This window comes from Duganella lactea (assembly GCF_009857505.1).
GTDB lineage: Bacteria > Pseudomonadota > Gammaproteobacteria > Burkholderiales > Burkholderiaceae_D > Rugamonas > Rugamonas lactea.
The window spans coordinates 15,612-31,517 of record NZ_WWCP01000041.1 but is presented as its reverse complement, the minus strand read 5'-3'; the positions used below and the strand labels follow the sequence as shown (position 1 = coordinate 31,517).

At 62.1% G+C, this 15,906-nt stretch carries 13 protein-coding genes; 5 read left to right on the top strand and 8 right to left on the bottom strand.

Annotation, left to right across the window (positions count from 1 at the left end):
• Window positions 1-60: 60 nt before the first annotated feature.
• Window positions 61-468: a phiTE_015 family protein gene (locus GTP44_RS23295; RefSeq protein ID WP_160991884.1), complete on the bottom strand. Its 408-nt coding sequence runs from the start codon at window positions 466-468 to the stop codon at window positions 61-63.
• A 400-nt stretch (window positions 469-868) separates the two neighbouring features.
• Here GTP44_RS23295 and xth point away from each other — a divergent pair, with 400 nt between their 5' ends.
• A complete protein-coding gene (gene xth, locus GTP44_RS23290) occupies window positions 869-1,633 on the top strand; it encodes an exodeoxyribonuclease III (protein ID WP_161021284.1) in 765 nt (254 codons plus the stop codon).
• Between the two features lie 57 nt (window positions 1,634-1,690).
• Here the strand turns inward: xth and GTP44_RS23285 are convergent, their stop codons facing one another.
• The 7 genes from GTP44_RS23285 to prpB form a co-directional block, all read right to left on the bottom strand.
• A complete protein-coding gene (locus GTP44_RS23285) occupies window positions 1,691-3,352 on the bottom strand; it encodes a cation acetate symporter (RefSeq protein ID WP_161021283.1) in 1,662 nt (553 codons plus the stop codon).
• Entirely contained in the window at window positions 3,349-3,657 is a 309-nt protein-coding gene (locus tag GTP44_RS23280; protein WP_160991881.1) for a DUF485 domain-containing protein, read from the bottom strand. The genes GTP44_RS23285 and GTP44_RS23280 overlap by 4 nt, the downstream gene beginning before the upstream one ends.
• A gap of 72 nt (window positions 3,658-3,729) precedes the next feature.
• Window positions 3,730-5,595 carry a propionate--CoA ligase gene (locus GTP44_RS23275; protein WP_161021282.1) on the bottom strand — a complete coding sequence of 622 codons (1,866 nt, stop codon included), beginning with the start codon at window positions 5,593-5,595 and terminating at the stop codon, window positions 3,730-3,732.
• 20 nt (window positions 5,596-5,615) lie between these two features.
• The gene (prpF, locus tag GTP44_RS23270) at window positions 5,616-6,797 is read right to left on the bottom strand and encodes a 2-methylaconitate cis-trans isomerase PrpF (protein WP_161021295.1); all 1,182 of its coding nucleotides are present in this window, start codon (window positions 6,795-6,797) and stop codon (window positions 5,616-5,618) included.
• Window positions 6,797-9,394, bottom strand: a complete 2,598-nt coding sequence (acnD, locus tag GTP44_RS23265; protein WP_161021281.1) for a Fe/S-dependent 2-methylisocitrate dehydratase AcnD — start codon at window positions 9,392-9,394, stop codon at window positions 6,797-6,799. Before acnD ends, prpF begins: the two co-directional genes overlap by 1 nt.
• A 2-nt stretch (window positions 9,395-9,396) precedes the next feature.
• The gene (gene prpC, locus GTP44_RS23260; protein WP_160991878.1) at window positions 9,397-10,545 is read right to left on the bottom strand and encodes a bifunctional 2-methylcitrate synthase/citrate synthase; all 1,149 of its coding nucleotides are present in this window, start codon (window positions 10,543-10,545) and stop codon (window positions 9,397-9,399) included.
• 21 nt (window positions 10,546-10,566) lie between these two features.
• Window positions 10,567-11,454: a methylisocitrate lyase gene (gene prpB, locus GTP44_RS23255; protein ID WP_161021280.1), complete on the bottom strand. Its 888-nt coding sequence runs from the start codon at window positions 11,452-11,454 to the stop codon at window positions 10,567-10,569.
• A 145-nt stretch (window positions 11,455-11,599) separates the two neighbouring features.
• Between prpB and prpR the strand changes: the two genes are divergently transcribed.
• The 4 genes from prpR to GTP44_RS23235 all read left to right on the top strand — a co-directional run bounded on the left by prpR (window position 11,600) and on the right by GTP44_RS23235 (window position 15,901).
• Window positions 11,600-13,204, top strand: a complete 1,605-nt coding sequence (gene prpR / locus GTP44_RS23250; protein ID WP_161021279.1) for a propionate catabolism operon regulatory protein PrpR — start codon at window positions 11,600-11,602, stop codon at window positions 13,202-13,204.
• 100 nt (window positions 13,205-13,304) lie between these two features.
• Window positions 13,305-14,168 carry an alpha/beta fold hydrolase gene (locus GTP44_RS23245; protein ID WP_161021278.1) on the top strand — a complete coding sequence of 288 codons (864 nt, stop codon included), beginning with the start codon at window positions 13,305-13,307 and terminating at the stop codon, window positions 14,166-14,168.
• Window positions 14,169-14,171: 3 nt separating this feature from the next.
• Window positions 14,172-15,206, top strand: coding sequence for a sensor histidine kinase (locus GTP44_RS23240; RefSeq protein ID WP_161021277.1), 1,035 nt, complete (start codon window positions 14,172-14,174; stop codon window positions 15,204-15,206).
• Window positions 15,206-15,901 carry a LytR/AlgR family response regulator transcription factor gene (locus GTP44_RS23235; protein WP_161021276.1) on the top strand — a complete coding sequence of 232 codons (696 nt, stop codon included), beginning with the start codon at window positions 15,206-15,208 and terminating at the stop codon, window positions 15,899-15,901. The genes GTP44_RS23240 and GTP44_RS23235 overlap by 1 nt, the downstream gene beginning before the upstream one ends.
• Window positions 15,902-15,906 lie beyond the last annotated feature (5 nt).

Sequence of the window (15,906 nt, the reverse complement as noted above, 5' to 3'; positions counted from 1 at the left end):
GCTGCCGGTTTTATATGCTTAATCAAGCGGCGTAAAGCCTTGCACTTTACGCCTTGTACCTCAGGCGTTCTGACGGGCCGGCGCTTTCGCCGCCACCGGCTCGATAGCCTGGTCCTGCTTGCGTTTCAGGCCCTGCACCACTTTCAGGATGTCGTCCATGCCGCGCTCACCGCCCAGCGACGAGAAAGCATCCAGCACTTCGTTCAGCACCTGATTGCGCACGGCCGCCTCGTCGGCGTTGATCGCCGGTGGACGTTGCACGGCTTCCGCCGCGCGCTTCTCAGCGGCGGCGGCCTCCTTTTGCGCGGCGGTCTTGCGGCCGCCCGGCGGTTTGCCATGCTCCAGCGCCGCTTGCCAGATTACCCAGCGGCGTTGCGTTTCAAAGACCAGATACTCGTCTGGCTTGTCTTCACGGCGGCGGACGATATGACCGTCGCGCTGTGCCCATGCTTCAAATGCAGATCGCATTTTCTATTCCTTTGTAAATGCGCTACGCGCAATTCACTATAAAAACCACAGATTATTTCCATATAGTATCATTTATTGCGCCACCACAACGCAAATAGACACGCGAATTTTACTGTTTATGTTGCGAAACGAAAACACAAGTTTTCTACTCATTTTATTACCAGTATATTTCCAATTTACTTACTTTGTCTCGACTCTCAGTTCTATTTTGACAACAAGGAGACAGAATTGGCAATTATTTTTTTATTTCACACATTCGGCAACATTTTAGGCGCTACGCCCCTTCCGAAGGAAGAGTTTTTCATGTTTTTTCAGCCGGCTTTATAAAATAGCAAATAATGTGTTAAATCCAAATGTTGTAAGATGCAAGCCACTCGAACCCCATGCAGGAAACGCCGATATGAAAATAGCCACTTGGAATGTTAACTCTTTGAACGTAAGACTGCCGCACGTTATGAAGTGGTTGGAAGAAAACCCTACGGATGTGCTAGCCATACAGGAAACAAAATTAACAGACGACAAATTCCCGCTGGCCGAGCTGGAAGCGGCCGGCTATCACGTCACCTACACGGGCCAGAAGACCTATAACGGCGTGGCGATCATTTCCAGGCTGCCGATCCACGACGTCGTCAAGAACAACCCAAAATTTGAAGACCCGCAGCAACGCATCATCGCCGGCACCATCGACGGCGTGCGCGTGGTGTGCGCCTATGTGCCGAACGGCCAGGCGGTCGGCGCGGAGAAATTCCTGTACAAGATGGCGTGGCTGAACGCCTTCCACGACTGGATTCAGGAAGAGGTGGCGAAATATCCCCAATTGGCGGTGGTGGGCGACTACAACATCGCGCCGGAAGACCGCGACGTGCACGACCCGGCGGCATGGGAAGGCATGGTGCATGTGTCGCCGGAGGAGCGCGCGCAGCTCAAACGCCTGCTGGACCTCGGCCTGACCGACGCCTTCCGCATGTTCGAGCAGGCGGATAAATCGTTCAGCTGGTGGGACTATCGCGGCCTTGGCTTCCGCCTGAACAAGGGCCTGCGCATCGACCACTTGCTGCTGTCGGACGCGCTCAAACAGCGCTGCACCGGCTGCATCATCGACCGCGTGCCGCGCAAATGGGAACAGCCGTCCGATCACACGCCGGTGGTGGCCACTTTCGCCTGATACCAAACGACGATGCCCGGCGAACCGGGCATCGTCTCTACAACCAGTGGCGTGATATCAGTGCGCCGATGCGCCAGCCGCGCCGATACCGGTTTCCGAACGCATCTGCTGCGCCTCATAGCCGGCGCGGTCGATGCGCGCACGTGGACTGCGGTCGAGCAGCGAGAAGATCCAGATGCCGAGGAAGCCGGCCGGCATCGAGAAGATCGCGGGCGACGCGTAAGGGAACAGCGCTTCGGCGTGGCCCAGCACATCCACCCATACGGACTTCGACAGCACCGTCATCACCAGCGCCATGGTCAGGCCGATAAAGCCGCCGATGGTGGCGCCGCGGGTGGTGCAGTCCTTCCACAGCACGGACATAAACAGCACCGGGAAGTTGGCCGATGCGGCAATCGCAAACGCCAGCGACACCATGAAGGCGATGTTCTGCTTCTCGAACGCGATACCCAGCACCACGGCGATGATGCCCAGCGCGATGGTGGTGATCTTCGACACTTTCAGCTCGCTCTTGCTGCTGGCCTGGCCCTTGGCGATCACGGTGGCGTACAGATCGTGCGATACCGCCGATGCGCCGGACAGCGTCAGGCCAGCGACCACGGCCAGGATAGTGGCGAAAGCCACGGCCGAGATGAAGCCCAGGAAGACATTGCCGCCAACCGCTTTGGCCAGGTGCACCGCCGCCATGTTGTTACCGCCCAGGAGCTTGCCCGCCGCGTCCTTGAACTCGGGATTGGTGCCCACCAAAACGATGGCGCCGAAGCCGATGATGAAGGTCAGCACGTAGAAGTAGGCGATCCAGGTGGTGGCCCAGAACACCGACTTGCGCGCCTCTTTCGCGCTTGGCACGGTGAAGAAGCGCATCAGGATGTGCGGCAGGCCGGCGGTGCCGAACATCAGCGCCATGCCGAAGGAGATCGCGGAGACCGGGTCCTTGATGAAGGTGCCGGGGCCCATGATGGCGTCTTTGTTGGCGTGCAGTTCGACCGATTTGGCGAACAGCGCTTCCGGGCTGAAATGGAACTGCGCCAGCACGGCGATCGCCATGAAGCTTGCGCCGCCCAGCAGCATCACGGCTTTGATGATCTGCACCCAGGTGGTGGCGGTCATGCCGCCGAACAGCACGTAGATCATCATCAGCGTACCGACCAGCACCACGGCGATCCAGTATTCAAGGCCAAACAGCAGCTTGATTAACTGCCCAGCGCCGACCATCTGCGCGATCAAATAGAAAGCCACCACCACCAGCGTGCCGGAAGCGGAGAAGATGCGGATCGGCGCCTGCTTGAAGCGGTATGCGGCGACGTCGGCGAAGGTGAAGCGACCCAGGTTACGCAGGCGCTCCGCCATCAGGAAGGTGATGATCGGCCAGCCGACCAGGAAGCCGATGGCGTAGATCAGGCCATCATAGCCGTTCAGGAAAACCGACGCGGAGATGCCGAGGAACGACGCCGCCGACATGAAGTCGCCGGCGATCGCCAGGCCGTTCTGGAAGCCGGTGATGCCGCCGCCGGCGGTGTAGAAATCGGCAGCGGAACGCGTTTTCGCGGCCGCCCATTTGGTGATGTACAGCGTGAACAACACGAACACGCCGAACATGGTGATCGCGGTCCAGTTGGTGGGCTGCTTGGCGGCCTGGCCCAGGTCTCCACCGGCGGCCAGCGCAACGCCGCATACGGCCAGCAGCGCTGGTGCCATCAGTTTCTTCAAGATGCTCATGGCTTCACCTTGTCGTGGATGGCTTGGGTCAGTTCATCATACTGGCTGTTGGCGCGGCGGACGTAAACGCCGGTGATCAACACCGTGAACACAATGACGAACAGGCCAATCGGCATGCCCCAGGTCATGACGCCATCACCGGTTTTGGTAGCAAGGAATTCCTTGTCGAAAGCGATCAGCAGGATGTAGCCGTAGTAGACGACCAGCATTGCCGCGGTAAGCAGCCAGCCAAAGCGGGAGCGGGACTTGACCAGTCGATGATAATTGGGGTCGCGCTTGAGTTGTTGAACAAGATCGTCATGCATTGTGTGTCTCCGTTATTAGTGCTCTTCTATTCGAGCTTGTACACAGAATAGAAGAGCAGCCTTACCGAAGCCTTACAAAAGCGCACGCTGAATTTGCTGCAGTGAAGCGGGATCTTCGATGGTGGTGACATCGCCAGGGCTGCGTCCTTCGCAGATCGCCTGAATCGAGCGGCGCAGCAGTTTGCCCGAACGCGTTTTAGGAAGCTGCGTCACGAAGTACACGCGCGCCGGCCGCGCCACCGCGCCAAGCTGGCGATCCACCACCGCCATCACGTCCTGCTCCAGCGTGCCGGCATTGGCGTCCTTCAAAATCGCGAAGGCCACCGCCACCTGGCCTTTGAGCTTGTCTTCCACCCCCACCACCGCCACCTCCGATACATTTGGATGGCTGGTGATCGACTCCTCGATCTCGCGCGTGCCGAGGCGATGCCCGGCGACGTTGATGACATCGTCGGTGCGGCCAAGGATGAAGTAGTAACCGTCCGCGTCACGCACGCCCCAATCAAAGGTGGAGTACAGCACGCTGTCGCCGTTACGCGTCCAGTAGGTATCGACGAAGCGCGCGTCGTCGCCATACACGGTCTGCATGCAGCCTGGCGGCAGCGGCCCTTCGATCATCACCACGCCTTTTTCGTTGGCCGCGCATGCGTCGCCGGTGGTCTCGTTGATCAGCTTGACCTTGTAGCCGTACATGGCGACGCCGGGGCTGCCCAGCTTTGTCGGCGCATCCTCTATCCCTTTGGCGATAGACAGGATAGGCCAGCCGGTCTCGGTCTGCCAGTAGTTGTCGATGATCGGCACACCGAGTTCGGAGGCGATCCAGCTCGACGTGGTTTCGTCCAGCGGCTCGCCGGCGAGATACAGCGCCTTCAGCGACGACTTGTCATGCTTGCGCATGTACTCCGGCTGCTGCTTGCGCAGCACGCGGATCGCGGTCGGCGCCGAAAACATGCGCGTGACCCGGTACTTCTCGACGATGCTCCACCAGATGCCTGGGTCGGGGCAAATCGGCAGCCCTTCGTACATGATGGTCGCCATGCCGGCGATCAGCGGGCCGTAGACGATATACGAGTGGCCCACCACCCAGCCGATATCGGAGGTGGCGAAGAATGTCTCGCCGGCCTTGCCGCAGAAGTTGTGCTTCATCGACGCCGCCAGCGCCACCGCATAGCCGCCGACATCGCGCTGCACGCCTTTCGGCTTGCCGGTGGTGCCGGAAGTGTAGAGGATGTAGGATGGCTCGTTCGATTCCAGCCACGTCACCGGAACCTGCGCGGCCAGATGCGCGGCGTTCAACGCGGCGTAGTCGACATCGCGGCCCTCCACACGCCGCATCGGCGCCAGGCCACGGTCCACCAGCAGCACCCGCGCCGGTTTGCTGGACGCCAGGCTGATGGCCTCGTCCAGCAGCGGTTTGTAGGGAATCGGCTTGCCGTTGCGCGAACCGGCATCGGCGGAGACAATCAGCGCCGGCTTGGCGTCGTCGATGCGGCTGGCCAGGCTGTTGGCGGCAAAGCCGCCAAACACTACCGAATGTACCGCGCCGATGCGCGCGCAGGCCAGCATCGCGAACGCCGCCTCGGCGATCATCGGCATGTAGATCAACACACGATCGCCCTTGCGCACGCCGAGTGCTTGCATCATCGCCGCCCAGCGCTGCACTTCCACATGCAGCTCACTGAAGGAGTAACTGCGCTCGGTGTTGGTTTCGGTTGAGATGGCGATCAGCGCGGGCTTGTCGCCCTGCGTGGCGCACCAGCGGTCCACCGCGTTGTGGCACAAGTTGGTCTTGCCGCCCACGAACCAGCGGGCGAACGGCGGGCGCGAATAATCCAGCACCTGCGAGAACGGCGTGTTCCAATCGATGAGCGCAGCTTCGTCACGCCAAAAATCTTCGGGCGTGACGACGGAGCGCTGATAAAAATCAGCATACTTCATTGTCTCCTCCATTCGGGTCATCAAGCGGGGATTCGGACCCAGCCTTCCATCAGCACACGCGCGCTGCGGCTCATTACCGCTTTTTTCACGCTCCATTCTCCGTTTTGCTGTACCGCTTCGGCGCCGACGCGCAGGGTGCCGGATGGGTGGCCGAAGCGCACCGCATTGCGTTCGCCTCCGCCCGCCGCCAGGTTGACCAGCGTGCCGGGAATCGCGGCGGCGGTGCCGATCGCCACGGCGGCGGTGCCCATCATGGCGTGATGCAGCTTGCCCATCGAGAGCGCGCGCACCAGCAGATCGATATCGCCCGCCGCCACCTGCTTGCCGCTCGATGCGACATAGCCGGCTGGCGGCGCAACAAAGGCCACTTTCGGCGTGTGCTGGCGCGTGGCGGCCTCGCTCAGGTATTTGATAAGGCCCATACGCAGCGCGCCATGGGCGCGGATGGTCTCGAACATCGCCAATGCCCTGGCGTCGCCGTTGATGGCGTCTTGCAGTTCGGTGCCGCTGTAGCCAACGGCATTGGCGTTAATGAAGATGGTCGGGATGCCAGCGTTGATCATGGTCGCCTTCAATGTGCCGATGCCGGGGACTTCCAATTCGTCCACCACTTGGCCGGTCGGGAACATGGCGCCGCCCGCGCCCTCCTCTTCTGCCGCAGGGTCCATGAATTCCAACTGCACTTCGGCGGCCGGAAAGGTCACGCCATCGAGCTCGAAGTCGCCGGTTTCCCGCACTTCGCCGTTGGTCATCGGGATGTGGGCGATGATGGTCTTGCCGATGTTGGCCTGCCATACACGCACCACCGCCACGCCATCGCGCGGCACGCGGGCCGGGTCAACCAGTCCGCCGCTGATGGCGAACGCGCCCACCGCCGCCGACAGGTTGCCGCAGTTGCCGCTCCAGTCGACGAAGGCCTGGTCGATGGAGACCTGGCCGAACAGGTAGTCGACATCGTGGCCGGGTCGCGCGCTTCTGGACAGAATCACCGTCTTGCTGGTGCTGGAGGTGGCGCCGCCCATGCCGTCGATCTGCTTGCTGTAGGGGTCGGGGCTGCCGATCACGCGCAGCAGCAGCTGGTCGCGGGCGGCGCCCGGTTGCTGCGCCGCTTCCGGCAGATCCTGCAGGCGAAAGAATACGCCCTTGCTGGTGCCGCCACGCATATAGGTGGCAGGGATTTTGATTTGCGGTTGATACTTCATCATGCCGCCTTTGCGGATTCCAGGAAGTCCTGGGCGAAGCGCTGCAGCACGCCGCCGGCTTCGTAGATCGACAATTCTTCCGCCGTGTCGAGACGGCAGATCACCGGCACCCCCATGCGCTCGCCATTGCGGCGATGGATCACCAGCGTCAGCACGGCGCGCGGTTTGCGCTCGCCGGTCACGTCATAGGTCTCGCTGCCATCCAGGCCCAGGGTCAGACGATTCACGCCCGGCTGGAACTCCAGCGGCAGCACACCCATGCCGACCAGATTGGTGCGGTGAATACGCTCGAAGCCCTCGGCCACAATCACCTCCACACCGGCCAGTCGCACACCCTTGGCAGCCCAGTCGCGCGATGAGCCTTGGCCGTAATCGGCGCCGGCCACGATGATCAATGGCTGCTTGCGATCCATATAGGTTTCAATCGCCTCCCACATGCGCATCACCTTGCCCTCGGGTTCAACGCGCGCCAGCGAGCCGGCTTTGACCTTGCCTTCCGCATCGCGCACCATCTCGTTTTTCAGCGTCGGATTGGCGAAGGTGGCGCGTTGCGCGGTCAGGTGGTCGCCCCGGTGCGTGGCGTAGGAATTGAAGTCCTGTTCCGGCAGTCCCATTTTGTGCAGATACTCGCCGGCGGCGGAATCCATCATGATGGCGTTGGATGGCGAAAGGTGGTCGGTGGTGATGTTATCGCCCAGGACCGCCAGCGGGCGCATGCCCTTCAACGTGCGCTCACCGGCCAGCGCGCCCTCCCAGTAAGGTGGCCGGCGAATATAAGTCGATTGCGGACGCCAGTCGTACAGCGGCGCGGCGCGCTCGCCCACCTCCTCGCTGCGCGCGAACATCGGGATGTAGACTTTGCGGAAGTGATCCGGCTTGACGCTGGCCGCGATGATCGCGTCAATTTCCTCGTCGCCAGGCCACAGGTCTTTCAGCGTCACCGGCTTGCCGTCGGCATCGTGGCCCAGCACATCTTTTTCGATATCGAAGCGGATGGTGCCGGCGATGGCATACGCCACCACCAGCGGCGGCGACGCCAGGAAAGCCTGCTTGGCGTATGGGTGAATGCGGCCGTCGAAGTTACGGTTGCCCGACAGGACGGCGGTCGCGTACAGATCGCGCTCCACTACTTCCTTCTGAATCACCGGGTCCAGCGCGCCGGACATGCCGTTGCAGGAGGTGCAGGCGTAGGCCACCACGCCGAAGCCCAGCTTCTCAAGTTCCGACAGCAGCCCGGCCTCTTCGAGGTACAACGTCACCGCCTTCGATCCCGGCGCCAGCGAGGACTTGACCCACGGCTTGCGCAGCAGGCCGGCCTTATTGGCATTGCGCGCCAGCAGACCGGCGGCGATCATGTTGCGCGGGTTATTGGTGTTGGTGCAGCTGGTGATGGCGGCGATGATAACGGCGCCATCCGGCATCTTGCCTGGCTCGTTCTCCACTACGCCGGAAATGCCACGCGCCGCCAGTTCGGAGGTCGGCACGCGGTTGTGCGGGTTGGACGGGCCAGCGATATTGCGCACCACGGTCGACAGGTCGAACGCCAACACACGCTCATACTCCGCCGTCTTCAGACTGTCGGCCCACAGGCCGGTATGTCTGGCGTATTGTTCGACCAGCGCCACCAGCGCGTCATCGCGGCCGGTGAGCTTGAGGTACTTGATGGTCTGCTCGTCGATGGAGAACATCGCGGCGGTGGCGCCGAATTCCGGCGCCATGTTGGAGATGGTGGCGCGGTCGCCCAGCGTCAGCGCGGTGGCGCCTTCGCCGTAGAATTCCAGATAGGCCGACACCACTTTTTCCTTGCGCAGGAATTCAGTCAGCGCCAGCACGATGTCGGTGGCGGTGATGCCGGGCTGCGGTTTGCCGCTCAGCGCCACGCCGACGATGTCGGGAAGACGCATCCACGAGGCACGGCCCAGCATCACCGTCTCCGCTTCCAGACCGCCAACGCCGACGGCGATGACGCCCAGCGCATCGACCATCGGCGTGTGCGAATCGGTGCCGACCAGTGTGTCCGGATAGGCCACGCCGTCCGTCACCTGGATCACCGGCGACATGCGTTCCAGATTGATCTGGTGCAGGATGCCGTTACCGGGCGGGATCACGTCCACATTGAGGAAGGCCCTCTTGGTCCAGTCGATGAAGTGGAAGCGGTCTTCGTTGCGGCGGTCTTCAATGGCGCGGTTCTTGTCGAAGGCATCCGGATCGAAGCCGCCGCATTCCACCGCCAGCGAGTGGTCCACCACCAGCTGCGTCGGCACCACCGGGTTGACCAGCGACGGATCGCCGCCCTGCTCCGCGATGGCGTCGCGCAGGCCGGCCAGGTCCACCAGCGCGGTCTGGCCGAGGATGTCGTGGCACACCACGCGCGCAGGGAACCACGGGAAATCCAGATCGCTTTTACGCTCGATCAGCTGCGACAGCGAGGCATTGAGCGTGGCCGGATCGCAGCGGCGCACAAGGTTCTCCGCCAGCACGCGCGAAGTGTAAGGCAGTTTGGCCCAGGCGCCTGGCTGGATCGCGTCGACCGCTTCACGCGCGTCGAAGTAGTCTAGCTGGGTACCAGGCAAGTTTTTGCGGAATGCGGTGTTCATGATTATTTGCGGTCCTTGAGCGGAACGAATTTGAGGTCCTCAGGGCCGACGTAATTGGCGCTTGGACGAATGATCTTGTTGTCGATACGCTGCTCGATGATGTGCGCGGACCAGCCGGAGGTGCGCGAGATGACGAACAGCGGCGTGAACATCGCGGTCGGCACGCCCATCATGTGGTATGACACAGCCGAGAACCAGTCGAGGTTGGGGAACATTTTTTTAATCTCCCACATCACCGATTCCAGGCGCTCGGCGATGTCGAACATCTTGGTCGAACCGGCTTCCTCGGACAGTTGACGCGCCACTTCTTTAATGACCACGTTGCGCGGATCGGAGACGGTGTACACCGGGTGACCGAAGCCGATCACCACTTCCTTGTTGGCGACGCGGTTGCGGATATCGGCTTCCGCTTCGTCCGGGTTCTCGTAGCGTTTCTGGATTTCGAACGCGACTTCGTTGGCGCCGCCATGTTTCGGGCCGCGCAGCGCGCCGATCGCGCCGGTGATGGCGGAGTGGATGTCGGAACCGGTGCCGGAGATCACGCGGCTGGTGAAGGTGGAGGCGTTGAATTCGTGCTCGGCGTACAGGATCAGCGAAGTGTGCATCGCGCGTACCCAGGAATCACGCGGCTTCTCGCCGTGCAGCAGGTGCAGGAAGTGGCCGCCGATCGAGTCGTCGTCGGTTTCAACTTCGATACGCTTGCCGTTATGGCTGTAGTGATACCAATACAGCAGCATCGAGCCGAAGGATGCCATCAGGCGGTCGGCGATGTCGCGCGCGCCGGGCGTGTTGTGATCGTCTTTCTCCGGCAGCACGCAACCCAGCACGGAGACGCCAGTGCGCATCACATCCATCGGGTGGGCCGACGCAGGCAGCGCTTCCAGTGCCGCCTTCACCGCTTGCGGCAGGCCGCGCAGCGATTTCAGTTTGGCTTTGTAGCCGCGCAGTTCCGCTTCGGCCGGCAGTTTGCCGTGCACCAGCAGGTAGGCGATTTCTTCGAACTCGCAGGTGGTGGCTACGTCCAGGATGTCGTAGCCGCGGTAGTGCAGGTCATTGCCGGTTTTGCCGACGGAGCATAGCGCGGTGTTACCGGCGGCGACACCCGACAGGGCGACGGATTTTTTAGGTTTGAAGGTGGTGGCTTCGGTCATTTCGTTATCTCCAGTGTTGCGTTATTTCTTCTGTGCGGCGAACAGCGCGTCCAGCTTCTGTTCAAAATCGTGATAGTTGATGCTCTGATAGAGCTCTTCGCGGGTCTGCATCAAATCGAGCACGTTCTTCTGCGTACCGTCGCGGCGAATGGCGCCGTAGACATTCTCGGCCGCCTTGTTCATGGCGCGGAAGGCGGACAGCGGATACAGCACGATATCCACGCCAGCGTCGCGCAGCTCGTCCTTGGTGAACAGCGGCGTCGAACCAAATTCGGTGATATTCGCCAGCACCGGCACCTTGACGGCGTTGACGAAGCGCTTGTACATGTCGATCTCGGTCAGCGCCTCGGCGAAAATCATGTCCGCCCCCGCTTCCACGCAAGCGACCGCGCGCTCGATCGCGCGGTCCAGCCCTTCCACCGCCAGCGCGTCGGTACGCGCCATGATGACAAACTGGTCATCGGTGCGCGCATCGACCGCGGCGCGGACGCGGTCCGCCATTTCCTGCTGGCTGACCACCTCCTTGCCGGGACGATGGCCGCAGCGCTTCGCGCCCACCTGATCCTCAATGTGCACGGCGGCGGCGCCGAACTTGATCATCGACTTCACCGTGCGCGCGACATTGAAGGCCGAGGCGCCGAAGCCGGTGTCGATATCGACCAGCAGCGGCAGGTCGCACACGTCGGTGATGCGGCGCACGTCGGTCAGCACATCATCCAGACTGGAGATGCCCAGGTCCGGCAGGCCGAGCGAACCGGCGGCCACGCCACCGCCCGACAGATAAATCGCCTTGAAGCCGGCGCGCTTGGCCAGCAGCGCGTGGTTCGCGTTGATCGCGCCGACCACCTGCAACGGGGATTCTTCCTGAACGGCTTTGCGGAACGCGGCGCCTGCGGAGTATTGACTCATGTTATGACCTTTCGATGTTGCGTTGACGTTGCGCCCTATAGTGCAAAGGGCGTGCCACCCAAGCAAACTATATAAATCAACAAGTTACGATTAAGCCGATGTTTCATAATGAAACATGGAAACGCATTTGAACTATAATTGAAACATGCGACACTCTACGCCCCTGCCCTTCGACGCCACCGACAAGCCGGTTATCTGGACGGTTTCCGTGTCGCGCCTGTCCGACCTGTTCCGCGACATCACGCTGGAATACGACGATCTGGCGACCATCGAGCCGATTAACCTCGGCTTCGACGAGGCGGCGAAACATATCCGCGAGCGGCTGGCGACGGAGCGCTGCGACGCGGTCATCTCCGCCGGCTCCAACGCCGCGTACCTGAAAGGCCGGCTGTCGGTGCCGGTGGTGATCGCCAAATTCAGCGGACTGGATGTGATGCAGGCGCTGGCGCGCGCGCGGCGCGTGTCGGACCGCATCGGCATCGTCACCTATCAGGCGCCGTTGGCGGAGCTGGCCGAGTTCTCGGCCACCTTCGGCTTCCATGTCGAACAACGCACCTACGTTACCGAAGAAGACGCGCGCGCGCAGATCAATGATTTGAAAGCGGCCGGCATCAAGGCGATTGTGGGCGCCGGCCTGATTACCGACCTGGCCGAGGAAGCGGGACTGACCGGCGTCTTCGTCTACTCCGCCACCTCGATCCGCCACGCCTTTGACGATGCGCTGGAAATGGCGCGCCTCACGCAACTGGAATCGAACCGCCATCGCGCACGCAACGCCGTGGTGACCGATACACTGCTCGCCAAGCATGGCATCAACGACCTGCGCGGCGATTCGGCGGCAATGGAGGCGGTGCGGCAAGCGGTGGTGCTGTATGCGAAATCTGCCGCCACCGTGCTGATACAAGGTGAAACCGGCTGCGGCAAGGAGCTGGTGGCGCAAGCGATTCACCGCGAGGCGCCACGCACGCTGGGACAGAACCGCCCGTTCGTCGCGGTGAATTGCGGTGCAATTGCGGAATCGCTGCTGGAATCGGAGCTGTTCGGCCACGAGGAAGGCGCGTTCACCGGCGCGCGGCGCGGCGGCCATGCCGGCCTGTTTGAAGCGGCCAATCGCGGCACGCTGTTCCTCGACGAAATCGGCGAGATGCCGTTGACGCTGCAAACACGCCTGCTGCGGGTGCTGGAGGAACGCGAGGTAGTACGCGTGGGCGGTACGCGGCCGATACCGGTCCATGTCCGCATCATCAGCGCCACCCATTGCGATCTGGAGCAGCGCGTGCGCGAAGGCCGCTTCCGCGCCGATCTGTTCTATCGCCTGGCGGTGCTGCGTCTGACATTGCCGCCATTACGCGCGCGGCCGGAGGACGTGCTGTCACTGGCCGAGTGGTCGCTGAAAAACGCGCTGGCGTCGCTGGGCGCGCGATCACATCCCAATCTGCACGCGGAAATGGCCGCCTGCGCGCCTCTGTTGCAGCGCTACGGTTGGCCGGGTAATGTGCGCGAGCTGCGCAACCTGACCGAGCGCCTGGCGCTGTTCCTCGCCGCCGAGCCGCTGCAAGCGTTGACGCCGGCTTTTGTTCTCAGCGTCGCGCCAGAACTGGCGACCGGCGGCAGCGAACCGAAGCCCGTCACCGCCCCCGAGCGTGTCAGCGATGTGCTGGCCCGCTTTGGCGGCCGCCGCGACGCCGCCGCCGACTACCTTGGCATCAGCCGCACCACGCTGTGGCGCAAACTCAAGGCCGAGGGCTAACTACCGTTCATCACGGCGGCAAAACCGCTCATCCCAAAACCATCGCCGCCCGCGCGGCGCGCCGATAGCATGGCTTTACTTACTCACCAAGGAGAACGCCATGCTGAACAAGATCATCGCCACCCTCGCCACTACTCTCGCACTGGGCCACGCCGCCGCTGCCGGACATCCGGCCTTCAAGGTTGATGTCACCGGCACGGGCGCACCCATCATCCTGATTCCAGGCCTCGGCTCGGCCGGCGATGTCTGGGATGGTACGGTCGCCCACTACTGCACCGACGGCAAGTACCAATGCCACGTGCTGACCCTGGCCGGTTTCGCCGGCCAGCCTGCGATTGCTGAACCGCTGCTGCCCGCCGTCGAGCAGCAACTGAGCGACTACATCGTCGCCAATCAATTCGCTCGCCCGGTCGTCATCGGCCATAGCCTCGGTGGCTTCCTCGGCATGAAACTGGCGATTAACCATCCCGAGCAAGTTGGAAAACTGGTCATCGTCGATACGCTGCCGGCGCTCGGCGCGGCGCAAGTGCCGAACGTGACGCCGGCGCAGTTGAAGGACATGGCGGCCGGCATGCGCAGCAACATGCAGGCGCAAGATCCGGCCACCTTCAAGTCCGCCCAAATGAAAATGATGCGCACCATGATCACGCGGCAGGAAGACATCGATAAGGCACTGGTACGTGGCGGCCACTCGGACCGCGCCACCGTCATCGACGCCATGGCCGACATGACCGCCACCGACCTGCGCCAGGAGATCAGCCGCATCAAGGCACCAACACTGGTCCTCGGCACCTGGATCGCCTACAAGGACTACGCGCCGAAGTCCGCCATCACCGCCACGTTCACCTCCCAGTATGCGCAACTGAAAGGCGTCAAGATCGAGATCGCCGACAACGCGCGCCACTTCATCATGTACGACGATCCGGCCTGGATGTATGATCGTATCGATCACTTCCTGAACTAAGCCATGACTCACGACCGCCCGCTGCTCGCCCGCTTGAATTGGTACTGGATTTTCCAACTGGCCGGTTGGGGTTTCCTCCCCCTGTTCGCCGTAGCCATGGGCGTGACGCGAATGCCCGGCCTGCTCTGGGTGATGTGCTGGGGCGCAGGCAGCGGCATCGTCATTTCCAGTCTGTGGCGACGGCTGCTCAAGCGCCACAGGAATAACGGCCGGCGCGTTCGCTGGAAGATGATCCTGTGCGGAGTGCTGGTACTGGGTGCGATCCACACCGGCTTGCAGTTCCTCGGCTTCCTGATCTTCACCCCATCGCAGATGGTGCAAGGTTACAGCTGGATACCTTCGGCGCTGATGTCATGGTGGTCGATTTACCTCGTGTGGAATATCATCTACATGGCGGTTCAGTCGCTGCGCCGCGCCAATCACGCGGAGGCGGAATCGCTACGGTTGGAAGTCGCCGCCAAGGACGCGGAGCTGCGCGCCTTGCAGGCACAGGTCAATCCGCACTTCTTCTTCAACAGCATGAACAGCGTGCGTGCGCTGATTTACGAGGAACCGAATGCAGCCGCGCAGATGATCGACCAACTGGCCAGCGTGATGCGCTACGCGCTGCAATCGGGCCATCACGACACGGTGCCGCTGTCGGCGGAGATCGAGGCGGTGCGGGCCTACCTCGCCATCGAGAAGATACGCTTCGAAGAACGCATGCAGGTCTGTGTGGAGATCGGGCCGGGGTTGGATCAGGTGCGCATTCCGCCGATGTCGCTGCAAACGCTGGTGGAGAACGCGGTCAAGTACGGCGTCGAGACCAGTCCTACCGGCAGCGAGATCCGCATCCGCGCGCAGCGCCTGGACGACGGCTCGGTGTATATTGAAATCGCCAACCTCGGTGCGATTGTGCCGTTTGCGAATTCCACCAGGGTCGGTCTGGTCAACACCCGCAAGCGCTTGGCGTTGGCGCTGGGCGCGAATGCGCGATTGGATTTATCGGAAAACAGTGGCTGGGTACGCGCCACGCTTACCTTGCCGGAGGCAGCATAATGCGCGCATTATTGATCGATGACGAGCGCCTCGCGCGCGCCGAGTTGCGTCGTCTGCTGGCCGCGCATCCGGAGGTGGAAATCATCGGCGAAGCGGTCAACGCGGCCGACGGCGTGCAACAAATCCTCGCGCTCAAGCCAGACTTGATTTTCCTCGATGTGCAAATGCCGGGCGGTTCGGGCTTCGACATGCTGGCGGCGCTGGACGAAGCACCGGAGGTGATCTTCACCACCGCCTTCGACCAGTATGCCTTGCAGGCGTTCGAGGTGAATGCGCTGGACTACCTGCAAAAGCCGATCCAGGCGGCGCGCATGGCGGCGGCGCTACAGCGTTGCGCCATGCGCCAGCATGCCGCAGCATTGGTGGCGCCGAAAAAACTGTTCATCAAAGATGGGGAACGCTGCTGGTTCGTCGCATTGCAGGACATACGCCTGTTCGAGTCCGAAGGCAATTACGCACGCGTCCACTTCGGCCAGTACCAGCCCCTGATGCTGCGATCCTTAAATCAGCTAGAAGAAAAACTCGATCCCCAGCACTTCTTCCGCGCCAGCCGCCGTCACATCGTCAACCTCAGCTTCATCGAACAAGCGCGCGCCAACGAATCCGGTGGTCTCGACCTGACGCTGCGCGACAGCCTCCAAGTCGAAGTCTCACGCCGCCGCGCATCTCAATTCAAAGCACTCACCAATCTGTGACGCGC

Bases quoted from the DNA above. Each gene is read 5' to 3' on its own strand.
- GTP44_RS23295 (WP_160991884.1), bottom strand. From the start codon at position 468: ATGCGATCTGCATTTGAAGCATGGGCACAGCGCGACGGTCATATCGTC.
- xth (WP_161021284.1), top strand. From the start codon at position 869: ATGAAAATAGCCACTTGGAATGTTAACTCTTTGAACGTAAGACTGCCG.
- GTP44_RS23285 (WP_161021283.1), bottom strand. From the start codon at position 3,352: ATGAGCATCTTGAAGAAACTGATGGCACCAGCGCTGCTGGCCGTATGC.
- GTP44_RS23280 (WP_160991881.1), bottom strand. From the start codon at position 3,657: ATGCATGACGATCTTGTTCAACAACTCAAGCGCGACCCCAATTATCAT.
- GTP44_RS23275 (WP_161021282.1), bottom strand. From the start codon at position 5,595: ATGAAGTATGCTGATTTTTATCAGCGCTCCGTCGTCACGCCCGAAGAT.
- prpF (WP_161021295.1), bottom strand. From the start codon at position 6,797: ATGAAGTATCAACCGCAAATCAAAATCCCTGCCACCTATATGCGTGGC.
- acnD (WP_161021281.1), bottom strand. From the start codon at position 9,394: ATGAACACCGCATTCCGCAAAAACTTGCCTGGTACCCAGCTAGACTAC.
- prpC (WP_160991878.1), bottom strand. From the start codon at position 10,545: ATGACCGAAGCCACCACCTTCAAACCTAAAAAATCCGTCGCCCTGTCG.
- prpB (WP_161021280.1), bottom strand. From the start codon at position 11,454: ATGAGTCAATACTCCGCAGGCGCCGCGTTCCGCAAAGCCGTTCAGGAA.
- prpR (WP_161021279.1), top strand. From the start codon at position 11,600: ATGCGACACTCTACGCCCCTGCCCTTCGACGCCACCGACAAGCCGGTT.
- GTP44_RS23245 (WP_161021278.1), top strand. From the start codon at position 13,305: ATGCTGAACAAGATCATCGCCACCCTCGCCACTACTCTCGCACTGGGC.
- GTP44_RS23240 (WP_161021277.1), top strand. From the start codon at position 14,172: ATGACTCACGACCGCCCGCTGCTCGCCCGCTTGAATTGGTACTGGATT.
- GTP44_RS23235 (WP_161021276.1), top strand. From the start codon at position 15,206: ATGCGCGCATTATTGATCGATGACGAGCGCCTCGCGCGCGCCGAGTTG.